The sequence below is a fragment of the Paenibacillus wenxiniae genome (assembly GCF_039822605.1).
Classification (GTDB): Bacteria; Bacillota; Bacilli; order Paenibacillales; family Paenibacillaceae; genus Saccharibacillus; species Saccharibacillus wenxiniae.
Window position 1 is genome coordinate 641,116 of the sequence record NZ_JBCGUH010000002.1, and the last position, 19,890, is coordinate 661,005.

General features: G+C 44.6%; 16 protein-coding genes and 1 pseudogene. 2 read left to right on the forward strand and 15 right to left on the reverse strand.

Annotated elements, in window-relative coordinates:
* From AAHF22_RS05640 to AAHF22_RS05660, 5 genes are all read right to left on the reverse strand, one after another.
* Complete coding sequence (locus AAHF22_RS05640; protein ID WP_347323981.1) at positions 1-1,773, reverse strand: cache domain-containing sensor histidine kinase; 1,773 nt, start codon at positions 1,771-1,773, stop codon at positions 1-3.
* A 6-nt stretch (positions 1,774-1,779) separates the two neighbouring features.
* A complete protein-coding gene (locus AAHF22_RS05645) occupies positions 1,780-2,613 on the reverse strand; it encodes a carbohydrate ABC transporter permease (RefSeq protein ID WP_347323982.1) in 834 nt (277 codons plus the stop codon).
* A gap of 21 nt (positions 2,614-2,634) precedes the next feature.
* The gene (locus tag AAHF22_RS05650) at positions 2,635-3,519 is read right to left on the reverse strand and encodes a carbohydrate ABC transporter permease (RefSeq protein ID WP_347323983.1); all 885 of its coding nucleotides are present in this window, start codon (positions 3,517-3,519) and stop codon (positions 2,635-2,637) included.
* A gap of 443 nt (positions 3,520-3,962) precedes the next feature.
* Positions 3,963-4,622 carry a hypothetical protein gene (locus tag AAHF22_RS05655; RefSeq protein ID WP_347323984.1) on the reverse strand — a complete coding sequence of 220 codons (660 nt, stop codon included), beginning with the start codon at positions 4,620-4,622 and terminating at the stop codon, positions 3,963-3,965.
* A 90-nt stretch (positions 4,623-4,712) separates the two neighbouring features.
* Positions 4,713-4,883, reverse strand: coding sequence for a helix-turn-helix domain-containing protein (locus AAHF22_RS05660; RefSeq protein ID WP_347323985.1), 171 nt, complete (start codon positions 4,881-4,883; stop codon positions 4,713-4,715).
* A gap of 763 nt (positions 4,884-5,646) precedes the next feature.
* Here AAHF22_RS05660 and AAHF22_RS05665 point away from each other — a divergent pair.
* A pseudogene (locus AAHF22_RS05665) lies at positions 5,647-7,365 on the forward strand (alpha-amylase family glycosyl hydrolase); the annotation flags it as partial.
* A gap of 138 nt (positions 7,366-7,503) precedes the next feature.
* Here the strand turns inward: AAHF22_RS05665 and AAHF22_RS05670 are convergent.
* Complete coding sequence (locus AAHF22_RS05670) at positions 7,504-7,971, reverse strand: DUF6678 family protein (RefSeq protein WP_347323986.1); 468 nt, start codon at positions 7,969-7,971, stop codon at positions 7,504-7,506.
* A 586-nt stretch (positions 7,972-8,557) separates the two neighbouring features.
* Here AAHF22_RS05670 and AAHF22_RS05675 point away from each other — a divergent pair.
* The gene (locus AAHF22_RS05675; RefSeq protein WP_347323987.1) at positions 8,558-9,004 is read left to right on the forward strand and encodes a hypothetical protein; all 447 of its coding nucleotides are present in this window, start codon (positions 8,558-8,560) and stop codon (positions 9,002-9,004) included.
* A 260-nt stretch (positions 9,005-9,264) separates the two neighbouring features.
* On the opposite strand, the gene AAHF22_RS05680 is transcribed toward AAHF22_RS05675, so the two are convergent.
* The 9 genes from AAHF22_RS05680 to AAHF22_RS05720 all read right to left on the reverse strand — a co-directional run bounded on the left by AAHF22_RS05680 (position 9,265) and on the right by AAHF22_RS05720 (position 19,732).
* Positions 9,265-10,092, reverse strand: coding sequence for an AAA family ATPase (locus AAHF22_RS05680; protein WP_347323988.1), 828 nt, complete (start codon positions 10,090-10,092; stop codon positions 9,265-9,267).
* Between the two features lie 45 nt (positions 10,093-10,137).
* Positions 10,138-11,337: a GTP-binding protein gene (locus AAHF22_RS05685; protein WP_347323989.1), complete on the reverse strand. Its 1,200-nt coding sequence runs from the start codon at positions 11,335-11,337 to the stop codon at positions 10,138-10,140.
* Positions 11,338-11,786: 449 nt separating this feature from the next.
* Positions 11,787-12,983, reverse strand: a complete 1,197-nt coding sequence (locus AAHF22_RS05690; protein ID WP_347323990.1) for a GTP-binding protein — start codon at positions 12,981-12,983, stop codon at positions 11,787-11,789.
* A gap of 316 nt (positions 12,984-13,299) precedes the next feature.
* Positions 13,300-13,827, reverse strand: a complete 528-nt coding sequence (locus AAHF22_RS05695; protein ID WP_347323991.1) for an SMI1/KNR4 family protein — start codon at positions 13,825-13,827, stop codon at positions 13,300-13,302.
* Positions 13,828-14,631: 804 nt separating this feature from the next.
* Positions 14,632-16,044, reverse strand: a complete 1,413-nt coding sequence (locus AAHF22_RS05700) for a radical SAM protein (RefSeq protein WP_347323992.1) — start codon at positions 16,042-16,044, stop codon at positions 14,632-14,634.
* Between the two features lie 102 nt (positions 16,045-16,146).
* Positions 16,147-17,127, reverse strand: a complete 981-nt coding sequence (locus tag AAHF22_RS05705) for a prolipoprotein diacylglyceryl transferase (RefSeq protein ID WP_347323993.1) — start codon at positions 17,125-17,127, stop codon at positions 16,147-16,149.
* Positions 17,128-17,436: 309 nt separating this feature from the next.
* Positions 17,437-17,733 carry a hypothetical protein gene (locus AAHF22_RS05710; RefSeq protein ID WP_347323994.1) on the reverse strand — a complete coding sequence of 99 codons (297 nt, stop codon included), beginning with the start codon at positions 17,731-17,733 and terminating at the stop codon, positions 17,437-17,439.
* Between the two features lie 181 nt (positions 17,734-17,914).
* Positions 17,915-18,964 carry an LLM class flavin-dependent oxidoreductase gene (locus AAHF22_RS05715; protein WP_347323995.1) on the reverse strand — a complete coding sequence of 350 codons (1,050 nt, stop codon included), beginning with the start codon at positions 18,962-18,964 and terminating at the stop codon, positions 17,915-17,917.
* A 132-nt stretch (positions 18,965-19,096) separates the two neighbouring features.
* Positions 19,097-19,732 carry a GNAT family N-acetyltransferase gene (locus tag AAHF22_RS05720; RefSeq protein WP_347323996.1) on the reverse strand — a complete coding sequence of 212 codons (636 nt, stop codon included), beginning with the start codon at positions 19,730-19,732 and terminating at the stop codon, positions 19,097-19,099.
* Positions 19,733-19,890: the final 158 nt, after the last annotated feature.

A 19,890-nucleotide genomic window follows, 5' to 3' on the forward strand; every position in this document is an offset into this window, starting at 1 on the left:
TCACAGACCTTCCTCCCCGTGAAATGGAATCGTGATCATCACCGTCGTCCGTTTATCAGGTGTACTTTCAAAATGCATCGATGCGGCCTCTCCATAATTTAAGCGCAGCCGGCTATAGATGTTATACAGCGCATAACTCGCATGCTTTTGCAGCGGCTCTTCCAGCGTGCGATTCATCGTATCAGCGTCCAGCCCATGCCCATTATCTGACACACTGAGCTTGAGATGATTGCGATTCACAGTCGCTTCAATCTCAATCCGACAGGGACGCTCCACATTTTTGAAGCCATGCAAAATTGAATTTTCAACGAGTGGCTGTAACAAAATTTTGGGCAATAACGCATGTCGTGCTGCCCCATCCATCCTGATCGTGTACATGAACATCTCTTCATAGCACTGCTGCTGAAGCAACATGTACTGCTCGACATGGTTTAGTTCCTGCTCCAGCGTCGTCATTTCCTGACCGTTATTCAGTCCCAGCTTGAACAGAAGCGATAACGAGACGATCATCTCCCCCACCTGTTCACTTTGACCAAACTGGCTTTTCCACAAAATCGTATTCAGCGTATTGTACAAAAAGTGTGGATTGATCTGTGCCTGAAGCGCTTTGATCTCGTAACGAAGGCGCTCCTGTTCACTGATCGTATTCGCCTCAATCAGATTTTCGATCTGTCCCATCATGCGGTTGAAGCGATATCCGATGACGCTTACTTCATCCTCATATTTACTGGCGAAGCGCGCATCGAGATCGTTATTTTCAACCCGCTGAATAATTCGGTATAGCTTATTCAACGGGCTTAACAATAGTCTGGTGAGCACGCTAGAGAACATGAGTGCGATCATCATACATCCGATCATAATCGCCAGAATGAGCCAGCCGATCTCACGCATCTCGCCAAGCAGATTGCTTTTGGACTGTACAGCGACGAGTGACCAGTTCTCATCCAGCTTAAGCCTGGCATAGTTCACCAGCTGCTCGTCATTTTCATTCGGATATGAAAAGGCACCCTGCTGCTGGCGTCCAAACGCCTCCAGAAAAGCAGCGGTGCCCAAATCGGTCGGTGCTGGGCTAACACCAGGTAATATACTTTGCCCTTGCCCATCAACTAAAAATAGCCCGATCTGATCATCCAGCACATTTTCCCGAATCAAATGATCCATATATTCTTCATTAAAGTTCACGATAAGATATACATCGGACAGATTATAGCCGTTGTTCAGCGAGTTGCGAAGGGGACGAACAAGTAAAGTGATGACACGCTTTTTCCCTTGAAACAGCTGATCCTCATGTCCAGCTACCCAGTGCACATTCCACGAACGATCAGCGATTTCCTTTTCATATAGCTGTCGAAATGAAGCATCGCCCATCAATGAATCCTGTGTTGAATAAAAATCACCTATCGGCGTAGCCAGCAGTACCGAATCGACGGCTGGCTCAATTTGTTTGAGCTGGGCAAACGGTGTTTGCATCAGTGATAGATCCGTATAAAAGCGCGAGCCGTCTTCGTTCCGGACATCGTTCATCACCCGATTGTACGTTTCGCTCATCATCAGGGAATAACTGGCTACAATCATATGCCGCATACTTTCATCCAGCGTCTGAACGGTTTTGTTGAGCATCGTTTGTTTGAGCTGCAATGCGTTCTGCTCAATGACTTTAGCGGCAAAATTATAGGCAAAACCGCCGGTTACCGTAATGCACACAAAGGTAAGCAATATATACAAAATATGAATGCGACTTTTGAGCGATAACTTGTAAAATCCCTTGCTCATTCCTCATCATCCTTTTACCGCTCCAAGAGTGACCTGCATGAAGGACTTGTTCGCAAATACGTACACGATCAGCAGTGGCAAGATCGAAATGCATGCCCCAGTTAGCATCAATTGCGATTCAGATGCCGCGCCAAAACCATAACGCAGATTAGACAAACCGACCGGTAACGTTTGCAAATCGGGATTGCTGAGTGTGAACACCAGCGGCAAAATGTATTCGTTCCACGAGTTCTGAAATACGCCCAGACCTGCAACTGCCAGCGCTGGACGCAGCAATGGCAAAATGATACGCCAGAACACCGAAGCAGGATGACATCCATCGATCCAGGCGGCTTCATCCAGTTCACGAGGAATGTTTCTCAGGAAGCCGATCATAATAAAATACGTGGCCGCATGGGCGCTAATAAGAATAAGAATGACACCCCATAGTGATTTTTGCAACCCTAGTAATACCATCAAATCAAACTGTGGACGCAGCACGACCGCGCCAATCGAAATGAACAATGTGCTTGCCATCAGACCGGTATAGATCTTCTTGCCCGGAAACTGGGCACGATCTACTGCATATGCCGCCATCGAGGACACCAGTAGCGTTCCAATCGTCGTCATCACACTGACAAACAAGCTGTTCCATGTAAAACGTGAGAAATTCGCTTTCGTCCATGCCGTTGCATAATTGCTAAACTGCCATACATCCGGCAAAATATGTGCACCGCTCGTCAGCTCCAAATTCGTCATAAATGAACCGGATACGACGATTACAATCGGAAATAGCGTTACAGCAGCCGTTACGAGCAGAAACACCCACAGAAGGGTTTTGCCTGTATATTTAATGACCATGTTTATTCCCCTCCTGATCGTTTAGTACATTTTATTCAGCTTACGAGATAAATAGAAATACAGGATCGTGACGATACCGACGATAATCGCTGTCACAAAGCCAACCGCACTGCCATAGCCGAGCTGCTGTTGCACCGGCGATTCAGGTGAAACCGGGAAAAGTAGCTTGAACAGGTACAGATACATCACCTCGGTTTTGCCATACGGCCCACCCTCTGTGAGCACCATAATACTTTCATAGCCTTTGAGTGAAATCGTAATCGCCAGCATAATAATCATCTGCATGACCGGACCGAGTAGCGGAATCGTAATGCTCCATAGTTTGCGTATTTCGCTTGCTCCATCTAATGAAGCTGCTTCGTACAGATCTTCTGAAATACCTTGCAGTCCAGCAAGGAACAATAGCATATAGTTACCAACCGCCCCCCAGATCGCGATCATAATCGTCGTCAGCATCGCATAGTCCGCGCCAAGCCAGCTAATCGGTGCCCCGATGATATGGAATTTCAGCAGAAATTGATTCAGTACGCCATTATACGAGTTGAAAATAATGAAAAAGACAATCGACATAACCGAGGCACTAAATACCGTCGGCAAATAGTAGATTGCTCGCAGCACAGTGCGCCCTCGTAGTTTACGATTCAAAATAAACGCCAGAATGAGCGATAGCGGAATGGTTACAATCAGCTTGCCTGCCGCATAAATGCCTGTATTCACAACAGACTGCCAGAACTCCGCATCCCGCAGCAAACGGGCAAAGTTACCAAAACCGATAAAGATCGGATCACCATACCCCTGATAGTTATAGAACATATACCGAAGCGCCCACATTAGCGGATACACACCCAGTACAAGCGTCAGAAACACGCTAGGAAAAATAAACAGATAGGCTGTTTTCTTGTTCACGGTAACCTTCCCCCTTTAGGTCTGTTGAAAAAAGTATACGGGAGTAGGTGAAGGGAGGGAGATAGGAAAATCAACTTTATCGTGTAGGATAATCTAACTTTGATGCGGAGATAGAATATGACTCATGGGGATGGTGAGCTGAAATATTGGTGGTTTTCTGGAATATTGGTAGTTTTATAGCGGAGTGTAGTGATTTTTACACATGTTTGTGGGTTGGGATATTTGAATGAGTATGTAAGTAAAAATTACGTATGGGTTGAATTAGTTAGTAGGGTATGGTCTTAACTATGGGTTAGAGTGAGGATGTAAAGGCTTGTATATTTAAAGCTTAAAAATTCAAGAGTTTAAAGATTTAAAATGAATGTTTTATCTATGTCCCATTCGAATTTCAACTTTAACCATATAATTGTTCCATCTCTTTTACTCCGGTTCTCTGTCTACGATCACAACGAATTAACATTGACGAGCAAACGGATAACGGCAAGTTGCTCAGGTTGCAGCGTAGGCATATGATGTTCAATCACATGGTCGACCAGCGCTTGATCGATAAATGGGATAACGAATAGTAACAGTTCATAGGTGATTTCTTGTGTTGTTAGCAGTTCTGCTAGTGCTTGTTCGGGCAATAATGAGAGGATTTCGGCTAGTTTTTGCTGGTTGGTATATTGTTGCCAGTGTGTTGCGACAAAAGATTGGAGCTGGTCGGGTGCTATACATGGTGCGATGGTCGACATTTGCTGGATGGTAATCTGGTGTTGATGTTCGTTGACATATTGATGCAGTCGCTCATCATAATATGGAGCAATCCGGATGACGGTTAAAATGTGATCGATCGTTAGGGGATCATCTCCGCAAACGATTGCATACAAAGCATTTTCAGTTAGGAATGGTGCAAGTTCGGTTAAAGCGTTGGCGTTCTCCGCCAGTGAATCGGTATGTAGTCTCGTAATATGGATAAGCGTTTCCTGATCCACTAACGGTGCCAATTGAATAATTTGTGCTACAGTTAGCGTCTGTAGATCATCGGGGAAAGATGATTTTTGATCGTCCTGTGCAATGATTGCATCGATTTGCACTGGATTTGTTAATGTGTGCAGGGGCATTGGGGTAGCTTGTCCGGGTGCGAATGAGTGTAGTAATTCGTCGGAAAGTTCCGTATTCTCGCCAAGTAACATAGCGATGTCAATATGTAGTCATTTTGCAAGTTTGATCATCGTGTAGAGATCGGGTAGCGATTTGCCAGTTTCCCATTTGGAGACTGCCTGAGGTATGACGTGCATATAGTCGGCAAGCTCCAATTGAGTGAGGTTCTGTTGCTTACGATAGTTGGCGATGGTCGCACCGATTAATATTGAATCCAGCATGATGATAAGCTCCCTGCCATTGCATTAGAATGTATGAATACTTGGATTGCTGTAAGCTACAATAAACGAAGGTAATTAAGGAAATGGGGCAACTTATGGTGTGAGTGATTTTTGAATACGGTTTAAATAAAAAGGCATTTGAGCAAAGTAAAATAGCTTACTTTTCACTGTGTTAGTGAACGTTTAGTATGAGATACGATTACAAATCATGTCGCTATACAGCATACGTTATTGTCTGTTTTGGAAACTTACAATTTATTTTCTCCTTCGACGTAGATTCGTTGTGTATCAGAAGCAAAATACGTCCATTTCCTCCCTCTAGCTGTGTTAGCAGGATCGCCTTCTACATTCGCCGCCCATTACTTATTTTTATTTTAGCGGTCATGGGCACAGATGTACAACAACCTGTAGTTGAGCCATCTATCCACTATGAGTTGAGTCTATTCCGGTATAATATTCGCTATTTATACTAATAATCTATCATGTCGTTCCACTTATTAAAATCATATTTTAACAGAATATTGTACTCCATCACCCGTTCCATAATTTCATATATTTACCTCCTTTTATTTTTGTAAGCGCTATCTTATAATCAATTGCGTAAACGTTTGCACAATCACACAACCCATATTGCTAAGGAGGACGAATGATGTACGTAAGATTTAATCAACACATGAAGCGGTCAGTAGCTGCCTGGATTGCGCTATTGATGGTGATGGCGGTACTGTTGGGGAGCTTTGGCCCTACGATCCATGCAGCGGATAATTCAGTAACCGTCTATTACAAAAAGGGCTTTACTTCACCGTACATACACTACCGGCAAGCTGATGGCAATTGGACAACAGCGCCCGGTATGAAAATGGCAGATGCTGAAGTGAGCGGCTACACGAAAGCAACGATCAATATTGGCACATCCACCCAGCTTGAAGCTGTCTTTAACAATGGTAGCGGTACATGGGACAACAATGGTTCCAAAAACTATCTGTTTAACACAGGCACATCGACCTTCACACCAGGCACGAACGGTGCCGCAGGTACGATTACAGCTGGTGCTCCATCCGGCTATACCACACCAACTGATCCATCGACTCCTCCTTCCGATAATTTTGGACCGGTTGACTGGAGTAAACGCAGCATTTATTTTATTATGACCGATCGCTTTAGCAATGGCGATACGAGCAATGATAACTATGGCGGCTTTACCTCCAACAAAAGCAATCCCGGCCAGTGGCATGGCGGCGACTTTCAGGGCATTATTAACAAGCTCGATTACATCAAAAATATGGGTTTTACTGCAATCTGGATCACACCTGTAACGATGCAAAAGAGCACTTATGCTTACCACGGCTACCATACGTATGATTTTTACTCTGTTGATGGTCACCTCGGCAATATGGCGAAATTCCAGGAGCTGGTGCGTACCGCACATAGCAAAAATATCGCTGTTATGCTCGATGTAGTCGCTAACCATACCGGCGATTTCCGCCCCAACAATGGGATAGCGAAAGCCCCATTCGATCAGGCAGACTGGTACCATAACGCCGGCGATATTACGCAAAATGACTACAATACGAACAATCAGTCCCGCATCGAAAATGGCGATGTGGCCAGTCTGGATGATCTGAAGCAAGAAAATCCAGCAGTAGCGACAGAGCTGAAAAACTGGGGCAAATGGATCATCCAGCAATCCGGCGTAGATGGATTACGCGTCGATACGGCAAAACATGTACCGAAGTGGTTCCTCAAAGACTTTGACAGCGCAGTCAACACATTCACAATTGGCGAAATATTTAATGGTAACCCGACCTATGTTGGCGATTACACCAACTATTTGGATGCAGCGCTCGATTTCCCAATGTACTACACCATTCGTGACGTATTTGCCAAAGACGGATCGATGAATCTGATCAAAGATCGTTATGCGCAGGACAATCGCTACAAAAATGCCAATCTGAACGGTACATTTATCGATAACCATGATGTGAAGCGTTTCCTGAACGAAGCATCCGGTAAACCAGGCGCATCATATGATAAATGGCCACAACTGAAAGCAGCGCTCGGCTTCCTGCTCACTTCACGCGGTATCCCGATCGTGTATCAAGGTACCGAACAGGGCTTTAGTGGCGGTGATGATCCGGCTAATCGTGAAGACATGACATTTGATACGAACAATGAGCTGTACAAATATATTGCCAAATTGAATGTCGTCCGCAATGCTCATCCAGCCTTGCAAAACGGGACGCAAAAAGAAAAATGGTCAGATAACACCGTGTATGGATTCCAGCGTACAAACGGTGCTGACGATGTGGTTGTACTGATTAACAATTCATGGAACAGCGAGACACGCACGATTCCGAATCTGGATAACGTCGGTAACGGTACAATATTGAAAAACCAGCTTGGCACCGATTCGGTGACCGTAAACGGTAGTTCGATCACGATTACACTCGCACCAAAAGAAGTGAAGATTTTGACTAAATAATGGAGTGATCTGTTCTATAGACGTCTTCATTTCACTTTCTTATTAAACGTTTGTATAGACTGCAAACGTGGAAGTGACAGCTCTACGACCCTATGAAAATAGCCTGCTTGTACGCATTAGCGACCAGCAGGCTATTTTTTATTTATGCAGGTGTGCAAACTCAGCGGCAGTAGCATAGCCATAAATCCAGTAATCTCCCTCTTTATACATATAAGGAATACCACATTCTTTTAATAAGGTGACAAAAGCAGCTTCGATATCGATCAGCTTATTTTCCACCAGACGTCCACGAAATTCCAATCGTCTCGGCTTGACCCGAATCCATTCCACATCACATGCGGGATGCTGCCAATCGCAAAACTGTGCATCATCTGATTCATCCCCAAGTATAGTGTGCCAATCACCATCATAGCTCACATCCTGTTGGAATGATTCTGGCTCGGCTTTTGGAGACAATACTTTTTTCACTTGAAAAGCCGGGGGGAATGGTAACTTGCGATATACACCAACCTTCAGCTTTTCCCAGCGTGTATCGTTCATTACTGACGTTAATCCACGGCGCTCTACTTCTTGCATAACTTGCTGCTTGTAGCGTATGTAATCCATGACTGTGCTCCTTTCTTCGTCCACTTGTTGTGCTGCCTTGATAGGGATGTATGAATGTATGGTAGTATGGAGAATAGAAATTGGATTGTACATTACATAATGAATAGCACTATTTAAAACGATGCGGATTGAACTCCAATGTACTCTTTCCAATTCGACACACCTATATGTTATCTGTTCGCCTTATCATTCTATTTTACTATATCAGTCATTCACTACGAGCAAAAGAAAGGAACTTATTATGGACTCTAAAAGCTCTAATTACCTTAAGAACTCTAAGAACTCTAAGAACTCTAAGAACTCTAAGAACTCTAAGAACTCTAAGGACTCTAAGGACTCTAAGGACTCTAACAATTTTAATGATTTTAAAACATCCAACCATATTAATCATCACAACCATCAATCTTCAGCTTTCAATGAACCTTCGACTACACATGAGTCTATTCATACAGAAGAGAATATAAAAGATACCTCTAACTCCATCACTCCAGCACAAATCCATCAATCGAAACCTTATATAACTAGCTCGATTTATAACGATTTTACGATTCAAACCGCACATACATTGCTTGAGCTATATACACAAATGGCAAAAGGACTTTGTACGACCCTTGCTGCTTCTTACTCAACAGAATCTACAATTGCCCCACTATCATCCACGCCGGACAACACTTCTTTTGAAGCGCTATTCGATCTGATCGCTGAACAAGAAGACGATACCGATCCGGTAATTTGTTATAAAAATGAGTATTGGAACATCGACCCTCATGGCGAGCATTGCCTGTTTATAAGCAGCTCTGGCATCTCGATGGAGGTGCATATTTATAATTATCGCTGGATCGATGCTGCCTTTTTCAGCCAGTTTCTACAAAGCCTTGCCCATGCTACCGGTCATCCGCACAGCCGACTTGCCCAGCAACTGACAGCATCGATTGCTCCAGCCGATTTCCAATCGATCTGCGCATTGCTGGAATATCTATGTGCTCAGGGAATGGTCATTCAGCACAATGCTGTACATTTTAGTCTGGCGTGATGTAATGCCCAATCAGTAAATGCTGATGCATAATACGCAACGAACAAGTAATGGTCATGAAAAATCCCTCATTGCCGAGAGCAAGAGGGATTTTTATTTCACATCTATTTTACATAATATATATGGATCATGTATATACACGACTACACCACTACATCATTCGCCATCTAACATTTTCCGACTGTGCACTCTATAATTAACAAAACAATACTTAGCAAAACAGTCTGGACGAAAAGAACGTCGACGATGCTACACAAACGCTATACTCGCTCGGCTACCAGCAAATGATACGGACGATATTCATGAAACGACATCTCGATCAACAGCTGAGACATCGGCGTATCATCAATGATCGCTTTACGTTTTGCTTTTAAAATAATCTGTTCCATATCCGCGTAGCTGCAACCTTCCATCCACTCGGCTGCCCACTGATCTAATCCTTGCTCCCGCGGGAAATCACCACATAAACGAGCCATGTATTCCAGTCGTAATGCAGCGGCTGGATTACTATAGATCATTTTCGTATCAAATCGACGCCAGATGGCATTGTCCAGCTCCGTTTCCAGATTGGTCGCTGCGATAAAAATACAATGCTCTGGAAACTCATCCAGACATTGCAGCAGTGTATTCACAACACGCGCCATTTCTTTTACTTCATCATTGTTATCGCGTGTACGTGCGACCGCGTCAAATTCATCCATAAACAGCACACAAGGTTCCAGCCGCGCATATTCGAAAATTTTACGCACATTGCTGCCTGTCTCGCCTAGATGAGCATGAATGAGTGCATCTAATCGCACCGTTACCAGCGGTAATTCCAGCTCATGTGCCAGATGGAAAGCGGTTAGCGTTTTGCCTGTGCCTGGAGGCCCGAACATCATAATTTTGTTTGGCACCGGCACGTCATGAAGGGCAAACTTCTCCTTCATATTTACAATTTTCAAAAATTCCTCGGTAATGATGCGATTTTCCGGCGAAAGTACAATATGGCGAGAACGCTGTCCGCATTCTTTGACACTGTATACCGACGCCATCTCAATTCCTTTTGTTAATGGCATCTTACCGTAGTTGCGACGGTTTTTACTCATGTGTGCTGTTCTCCTTCATTATGTTGAGTTGTTATGTTGTCTCATTTAGCTAAAAAAAGGCAATGGATCGTTCAGTTCACGCCAGTTACTGTGTAACTCTTCTCGTGTAAGCAATGCTTCATCCAGACTGCTCTCAATTTGCTCCCGATCCATATCGATACCGATAAATACTAATTTGGTCACACGATCTCCCCACGTCTCATCCCAATCCGGTGTGCGCGGCACTTCACCGCCAAAATGAACATCCAGTTCCTCCTGACTAAGTGCTGCAACCCACAGTCCCGCTGGCGACAACTGCTTGGAAGTTCCCGCATGGCTAAATGAAATAGCCATATTGTTGCGCGTTGCCAGCCACATCAATCCTTTGGAACGTATAATAGAGCTTGGATACTTTTTGACCCAGTTTAATAACCGTTCTGGATGAAAAGGAATTTTACGACGATACACAAACGAGCTAATGCCATATTCCTCTGTCTCCGGTGTATGTTCTTCTTTCAATAGTTCCTGAATCCAGCCTGCCGATTGGCTCGCTTTTTCAAAATCGAACAGCCCTGTATTTAAAATAGCTGTCGGATCAATCTTCCCATGTGTGGAATGAATAAGTCGCGCTTCCGGTTGCATCGCACGCAGTGCCTTTTCCAGACGTTCTAGCTCCACCGGCGTTACCAGATCGACCTTATTAATGATAAGCACATCGCAAAATTCAACCTGATCGGTAAGCAAATGCACAATCCCACGCGTATCATCCTCGCCAGCTGCCTGCCCACGATCCAGCAAGCTTTCGCGAGAATAATAATCCTGCCAAAATTGCGCTGCATCTACAACCGTAACCATCGTATCCAGCCGAGTTAGACTCGTTAAGTCGACTCCATTCTCTTCATCCACATACGTAAACGTCTGCGCAACCGGTACAGGCTCCCCAATTCCTGTTGATTCGATCAAAATATAATCAAACTTTTCCTCTCGTGCCAGCTTTTCCACTTCCAGCAGCAGATCTTCACGCAGCGTACAGCAAATGCAACCGTTAGACATTTCGACGAGCTTCTCGTCTGTACGTGATAATCCACCTCCATCGCGGATTAGATCAGCATCGATATTCACTTCACCTAGATCATTCACGATTACGGCTACACGTAGTCCTTCCCGATTGTTGAGCACATGATTCATAATCGTCGTTTTCCCGGACCCTAGATAACCGCTCAGTACAGTAACCGGGATTCTGCAATCCTGCTTGATTGCTGTCATGTACATCCACCTTTCTTCTTTGCCTATCTTCATTTTGTGTCGTCAGCCAATTCGTATCATCGACAAATTTATTTCTCAAAAAAGCGTAATTATTACGATTAAAACACAGGCATAGTTAAACTCAATAGAATGACAAGGTGCGATAAAATCGTTTATTAGAGTACAAGATTCGTATCCTTCTCATCTCGTATCGTGTACATCATTTGTTCTAATTTAACAAATGGCTTATAAATAGCATCCATCTCAAGCAGCACCATTTCACTTAGAGTTATGACGGAATATGATTAGATTTGAATGATACCAATAGATGAAGCTATCTCATTTACCGCAATCATTTCCTGGTCATAAGCTATATGCGACTGCGCGCAACGGATGAATAATCGTATTTTCGTCTATGATCACACCTTAATGCACACTCATTCATTTTATTAGCCATCAGAATATGTGATTCAAGACGAATGTACGGGCCACGGTAATGGATTCGAGAACGTCGTCCAATTCTGCTCCATCTCCTGCTCGGTAAGCAGACACTCATCCAGTTCTTCTTCCAATAGAGCTTGTTCCATTCCGATGCCGATCATGACTAGCTCGGTCAGACGATCTCCCCAGCGTGCATCCCAGCGTTCGTGTACATCCGGTTCTTCTTCCAGAATCGTTTGCTGTTCATCAACAGGCAATGCTGCTACCCATAATCCTGCTGGTCCAAATTGAATCGATGGTCCCGCCTGGCTCAAGCTTGCTGCCAGATCACCTTCGGCTGCGAGCCATACCAGTCCTTTGGCACGTACAACTTCCTCCGGCCATGCACTCATATATTCAGCCAGACGTTCTGGATGAAACGGGCGACGACGGCGATATACAAAAGAACCGATGCCGTATTCTTCTGTTTCCGGTGTATGCTTTTCTAGTTCCAACTCTCTAATCCAGCCTGCGGACTGACTCGTCTTATCAAAATCGAACAAGCCTGTATTCAAAATTTCCGATGGATCAACCGTTCCGTTCGTTGTACGAATAATCTTCGCCATTGGCTGAAGCTGACGAATGACACGTTCTAATCGTTCCAGCTCCTGTGGTTCGATCAGATCACATTTGTTCAATAGTAAAACATCACAGGTTTCAATCTGATCAATGAGCAGATCAACCACATCACGGGTGTCGTCCGTTCCGGTTGCCTGACCACGCTCTAATAACGTTTCGCCAGATTCATAATCATGCCAGAAGCGATTAGCATCGACGACCGTTACCATACAATCGAGGTATGCCAGATCGGTCAAATCAATACCGGATTCCTCATCTGCATACGTAAACGTCTGCGCGACCGGTACCGGCTCGCTAATACCCGTCGATTCAATCAAAACATAATCAAATCGACCTTCCTGCGCAAGCTTCTGCACTTCCTGTAGCAAATCATCTCGTAATGTACAGCAAATGCATCCGTTCGACATCTCGACGAGCTTTTCTTCCGTGCGCGATAATGCTCCTTGCTCCTTTACGATCGCTGCATCAATATTAATTTCACTCATATCATTTACAATCACAGCAACTTTCAGTCCCTGACGATTGTTCAAAATATGATTCAGTACGGTCGTCTTGCCGGCCCCCAAATACCCGCTAAGCACCGTCACCGGTAATCTTTTCCCAGTCATGTCTATTCTCCTTAATAGTAAATATTACGATTAATATGTAACAATATATGCCTGTTTGAATCTTTTGTCAACCATATCGGTTGCTTCAGACAGGCATACGCAGTAGATTAGAGACGTGCTTATTCGTTTGTTCCAACGTAAGAATGGCTAGTTTGGCTAGTTTAGCAGTTTAGCTAGTTTAGCTAATTTGGAAATTATACTTTAAACTGCGATCTTGTCTAGCCCAATAAAAATACTCGCAGATCCTATAAATCGCCGCAGACAAACAAAAGTCGTGCATTGTAGCAGCTTACAATTGCTTTAGGGATGTACCTTATTATTGTTCTTCATGCAGACACAACTGGATAAAAGCATTCAAGCTCTCCGCTTCGACAGAACGATTGTTCCAATCGTGCCAGAAATACAAAATCTGACCATAATTTCCATCATCCGCAGGGTCCATATCGATGCATACATAATCACCTGAACCATTCGTTGCAAATGGGATCCACGCCGGATTCCAGAGCATCGGCTTAATCGCTGCATCATTTTCGGGTTCCTCTCCATCTGGATCATATTCTTCCTGCAAAAATGTCCATGTCTCCATAATTTTCTTAATGGATGAAAAGGTGAGATTACGTAGTAATGGCATCGTCTCTAGCCGATCATCCTGTCCATCATGTACGCGATACCATTCTCGCATTTGATCTGGCAATTCTACTTTTAATAGCTCTTCCAGTTCCTCTAGCTCATAATTGCGTGCACTTCTTCGCAAACAAAGTTGCTCCAGCTTGCATTTGTTCATTTTCATCGCATGCTGCTGCACCGCCTTCCATAGATGCTCTGCAAATTGATGATTGATCATAACTTTCCTCCTTGTTTGATGTCATTTTGCCTCTTATCCGTACTCTGGATGTTAGCTTGTTCCTATACAGCATATCAGCAAAAAATGATTTTGACAGCTACCTCGAACGGGTTTATAATTTCTTTTTTTCGGGTTTTAGGTTTTTCTATTGTGAATTTTTCATATAATGTAATTTTCATTTAAAAGGATATAGATTTTAAAAATGTTGGCACGATGGATTTTGCCTGTTTGGAAGGTTGTTGGCTTGATTTATTGTCCACCTCGATGCCCACTTGCTGGATGGTCTGCTTTTATTTCAGCTTATAACTAAGTTGCACTCTCTGCTCTCTGCTCTCTGCTCTCTGCTCTCTGCTCTCTGCTCTCTGCTCTCTGCTCTCTGCTCTCTGCTCTCTGCTCTCTGCTCTCTGCTCTCTGCTCTCTGCTTAAATGGTGAGATTTTCTAATGCTATCCAGTCAATATCTTTTTTTATTTTCTTATCCTCTATTATGAATTTTTCATATGTTGATTTTTTATTTTAAAATTATTGGATCGGATATAAAAAAGCTTCGGTGCATCCGAGGATACATTCGAAGCTTTCGAGAATTTTTTCATCATCATCTTATCGATATTTCATCGTGTTTCTTCTATACTAATTTAATCGCTTACTATAGCGATTATCATCCAAATCGCTCGCCATCACTATATCGTTACCGCTATATCATTACTCCGTTTCTATATAACTTCTATCTATCGATTTTGCTCCACCTTTATTTTACGATTCGGCATCATCAGGAAGGCTCATCATCATTGCATCTTCTCTCGTTTCACTGCCACGCCGTCGTAATTTCCTGCTTCAAGCTCTCCAGGATCTGCTCCTTATCATCCCGGTAAAACATATTATAGGTGTCAAACGGAATGATACGTCCGTCCGGATGGGCGATGTGTACGCATGATTTTTTGACCGACCGCACATCAAAATTGTAGGCATCCAGAAACTGCATAATGATAACGCGGAATACATTATCATATACGATGCGCTCCGGCACAGCAGCGAGCGGCAGACAGCAAAGTAAGCTTTTGAGCGATAAGGCAGAGGATACTGGCGAATGTCCAGTCGATAGCAGCTCGAACAGCTTGCCACGGATAGCCGGATCATTTTCAAATACGATCGTATTACTGTCCCCTTCCAGCAAAATCTGCGGATCGATCATCCGAGTTAGGGGCAGCACTTCTCCATCCAGCTTTAACGCATAGCCCATCGCCAGTGAATCGGGATGACACGGTACTGGTAAAATATCATCGGAATTAAACACACCGGACTGATCGATAATCATCTGGCGCACTTCGCTTACCGTCAATCGATCGGTCGCTGGATCATAGCCTTCCAGTCGTCCTGCCGCCTGAATCGGCTGAATCGTGACGCCACGCACGGCAGGCTGCTCCAAACCGTATTGAATAATCGTCCCGACCTCATGATCATTTAATCCTTTTTTCAACGTGACCACGAGTGTCGTCGATAGATTTAATTCATTTAAATGGGCAATCGCCTGCTCGCGAATCGAGCGCAGATCGGCACCACGCAACTCTTTCAGCACCGACGCTTCCATACTATCAAATTGCAAATAAATTTCGAAGCCCGGCATATAGTCTGCCATTCGGCGTACAAACTCGCGATCTTTCGCAATACGGATTCCATTTGTGTTCACCATAATATGCTTGATCGGACGCGACTTACACATATCCAAAATTTCAAAAAAGTCCGGATGCGTCGTTGGCTCACCCCCACTAATCTGCACAATATCTGGCTCGCCTTCATTTTCGACAATACGATCGAGCATAAAAGCGATCTGTTCCAATGAACGATACGATGTGCGATGGGGTGACGATTCAGCAAAGCAGATCGGACACTGTAAATTGCAATGATCCGTAATTTCTAGTAGCGTTAGGCAACTATGCTGTTCATGATCCGGGCATAGTCCACAATCATATGGACAACCGTACTTGATCGGCGTATTCCATATTTGCGGCATTTCCGATGGCTTAATAAACTCGCGTGTACGATGATAGTAGTCCACATCGGTAGAAATGAGTACCTTTTCCGGGCCGTGGATCAGACAGCGTTTCTGCATGTAAATCCGACCATTTTCTTCAATAATCTTCGCTTCCACCTTACGATAACAAGTCGTGCAAATGCTGTTCGTGATCTCGTGGTATAAATAAGGACGGTTTTTAGGCATTATGTATTCCTCCTTGAACGAATAGGTTCGTTTTCAGTGAGCGCATGACGACTGTACATTGCAACATCGTGCAGAATAGGTAATGTATATCACGAGTAAACTTTATTTGGCCATATTCGCTCTTGTGGTCTGGCGACGCAGCAGGTCACCACGTCCCTTTAGCAATAACCAGCTATAATAGATTAATCCGGCGATACAGGCAAGCTGAATATTGTTCAGTCCCCAGTACGGATGCAGTGTCGGCTTGATAAATTCGATCAATAATCGGAAGCCCAGATAACCGAACATAAACCATTGGAAAAGTCGTCCCGACACATAGCCGCTAGATACATTTGTATCTTTTGTAATATGATCTGCTGATAGTGGTGACAGTGACAGCGGTGCATGTGCTTCACTGGACGTTGTCGTTGTTGACACGCTGGTCGCTGCTCTTTCTGTTGCTGGCGCTATTCCTTGTGCTGTTCCTGTTTTTATTGCTGGTGATGATACCGTTGCAATAGACGCCGTCTCTTTTTTCCAGCTTGCTCGGCTTTGACGATACATGGGATAAAGTACAATCCCTAACACGATCAAAAAACCCATCTCATACAGCTGTGTCGGATGCCGCAGCACCCCATCGCCAAAGTCTACACCGGTAAATAAACTTGTTGCTGTTCCATACGTATGATCATCCAACCCGGTCAAAAAACACCCGATGCGCCCGATCGCAATTCCGATCAACATCGGATAGGCAAAATCATCGCCGGTGGAACTTTTCCAGCCTGCCCATTTTTTAGCCAGTTCCACACCGATCAATCCGCCAAGTAACCCACCAACGATCGTCTTCCCACCCCATAGAAAGTGACCCTGACTGAACGCTGCCCACGTCGCCGCCGGATCTTCCAGCCAAAATAATACCTTTGAGCCGATCGCAGCACCGAGAATCGTACCCGCGAGAATTTGTAAACTGACCAGCTTCGACATCCCACTCGGTCTGCGGGTCCAGAGATAGATGCGAAAACCAATAAAATAAGCTAATGCTTCGAATAGCACATGCGGATGAATGCGTAGCGATCCTACATGAATATAAACCGGAAAGTCCACAGCGTTCCTCCTTTCGCCAGTCTTATTTTACAGCATCACATTATGCGATGTTCTATACATTTGCATCGTTATGCGATGTTCTGCGCTGTGTTCACTGTTCTGCGCTGTGTGCATCATTGTGCTAGATTCTTCAGATGCTACCTCGCCCTGTTCAGTTCTACTACATGATGCTCAGTTCTACTACATGATGCTCAGTTCTGCTGCATGATGCTCAGTTCTGCTACATAATGCTCAGTTAATTGCTCAGTTAGAAGTTCAGCAAGAAGATCAAGCTCCATGCCCTGCTCTCTTTTTCACATGAATTGCATCTTAATAGGAAAAGATCATCGCTCCACAGATCGCCAGAAACAGGATCGTCGCTCCCCCAATAACAGCCAAAATCGACACAATGACTTTCCAGGCAATCATCCCAGCACTATCTTGCTTCCGTGGTGGCGGCTGGATCGTTTGAAACGAATGATTGACTCTAGGTGTCACTGCATGCATTCCATCCAGGCAGCCTGCAACGGCTGGATCATAACATTCTTCACACAATGCCTTACCACATTGCCTGCACTGATACACCGCAGCCCGATCCGGATGATTGACACAATGAAACGTCTCCATCCTATCACCTCCTTATGAGCATTTCTGCATTCACATTTCTATCGATATGCGAACAGAAATTGATTTCATTTACATATTCGCTATATGTAAGGGTTTACCTTCTATATATTAGGAAATAATACTGACTATGCCTCATTTCCATTCACCCCAACCTACATCAATTTACATCAAAAAAAGCAGCCTATACCGGCTGCTTTTCCTGCCAAATCTTCGATTTCACTTCACGTCTCACAATCGGTGCAACTTCCGTAGCAAATCGCTGCAACTGTTCCTGCTGCTCACTTGCCGTCAATCCATCTACACTAATGCCAAGCACCTCATGTCCGAACAACTGCTGATAACGCAAAATTTTCTCTGCCACCTGCTGAGGACTCCCTACCAGTGCAGGTCCATTGACAATATTATCTTCTAAATCGGTAAACGGACTCCCGTTATGCTTTGCCGCATCCGTACCTTGAAACGAGTCATAATACGGTCGATAACGCCGCACGGCTTCTTCCGTTGTACTGGCAATATACAATGCGCCAGCTCCTGCGCCCACTACAGCACGCGCGGGATCATGTCCATAATACGCCAACCGTTCCCGATAATGATCAATCAGCTGCTTATACTTATCGGGACGATGAAATGTATTGGACGAAAAAATAGGTTCGCCATAACGTGCAGCCAGCTCTGTTGAACGCTCACTCGATGCACTGCCATGCCAGATCGGAATCGACGCTTGCAATGGACGCGGCTGACTTGTAAATTGCTGGAATGCTGGGCGATAATTGCCTGACCAGTCTATCTTTTCTTCGCTCCATAAGCGGCGTAGTAACTCGTAGCGCTCCTGTAATGAATCCCATTGCTGCTCTTCTTTCAAGCCAAACAATGGATAATGACGAGGATCATTGCCTTTACCAATAATCAACTCCAATCGCCCACCTGATAGCTGATCCAGGGTTGCATAATCTTCAGCCACCCGTACAGGATCAAGTACGCTGAGTACCGTGACAGTGGTCAACAAACGAATGCGAGAAGTACGCGCTGCAATCGCGGTTAACATGACTGCCGGAGAGGAAGATAGAAATGGCTCTCCGTGCCGTTCTCCGATCCCGTAAGCATCATAGCCCAGCTGCTCAACCCACTGCGCCTGTTGTAATACGCTGGCGATTTTTTGCCCATCTGTCAGGCGTTCGCCGGTGAGCGCATGCGGAAGATTAGCCATCAGGCTAAAGACGACAAATTTCATACGTTTCTCCTTTATATACGATAATCGATAGATTGAGGCTGGAAAGGATAATTGGAATAGCGATGATATATGGCATAACGGTATAAATAAAATAGCCATTCCATACGTTTCATCATCCCATATGTCTACAATTTAGAAGCGGCGGAACGATAATGCGGGCTGCTGAACAGATCGACCGCCACCGGACGCGGCCTGCGCCAGCTCAGCAGTCTGCACCTCATCACTCGATGCCGCAGCTTGTTTCGACTGCTCATACAGCGCAAATCGCTCTTTATTAACACGTTTGCGCAGCAGATGCATCACACCATCCCCTGTACCTTTATCAAAAGCAAACAGACGTTCATAGCCCCAGCGTTCATACATCGGCAATAACCACGGATGTTTCTCTGCCGTTGCCAGTGTAACCGCTGGTGCGCCCAGCTCCTTATCGATGACTTCCTGCTCGACCCAATTGAGCAGCTTGCGTCCCCATCCACTTCCCTGTGCATCGGGATCAACTGCAAACCACATCACAAATGGCAAATCCATCTGCTCTGCCAGCAGCTTCATCCGCTGCGGATCAGCCAGTGTAATGGTAGCGACGATGTCCCCATCCCGTTCCAGCACATAGCATTTATTAGCTATAATATTATCGCGAATCTGCTCCACATCTGCATGTGCCGCAGGCCATTGTAGTTCAAGCTCACGAATCGTCACATAAGCAGCATGTATGATGCGTTGCACAACAGGCGCATCTTCGGGTACAGCCAGACGATAGATTTCACTCATCATTCCCACTCCTTATTCCGACTATTTCAATCGAATTTAATATATATAATTTATCATTGGATATCAACAGTGACCAATCGAACTTTTCTATATATGTTGATAGAAAGATTCAATTTATAAAATCATAACATAATAGAGATAAAGATCCGCAAGCACTT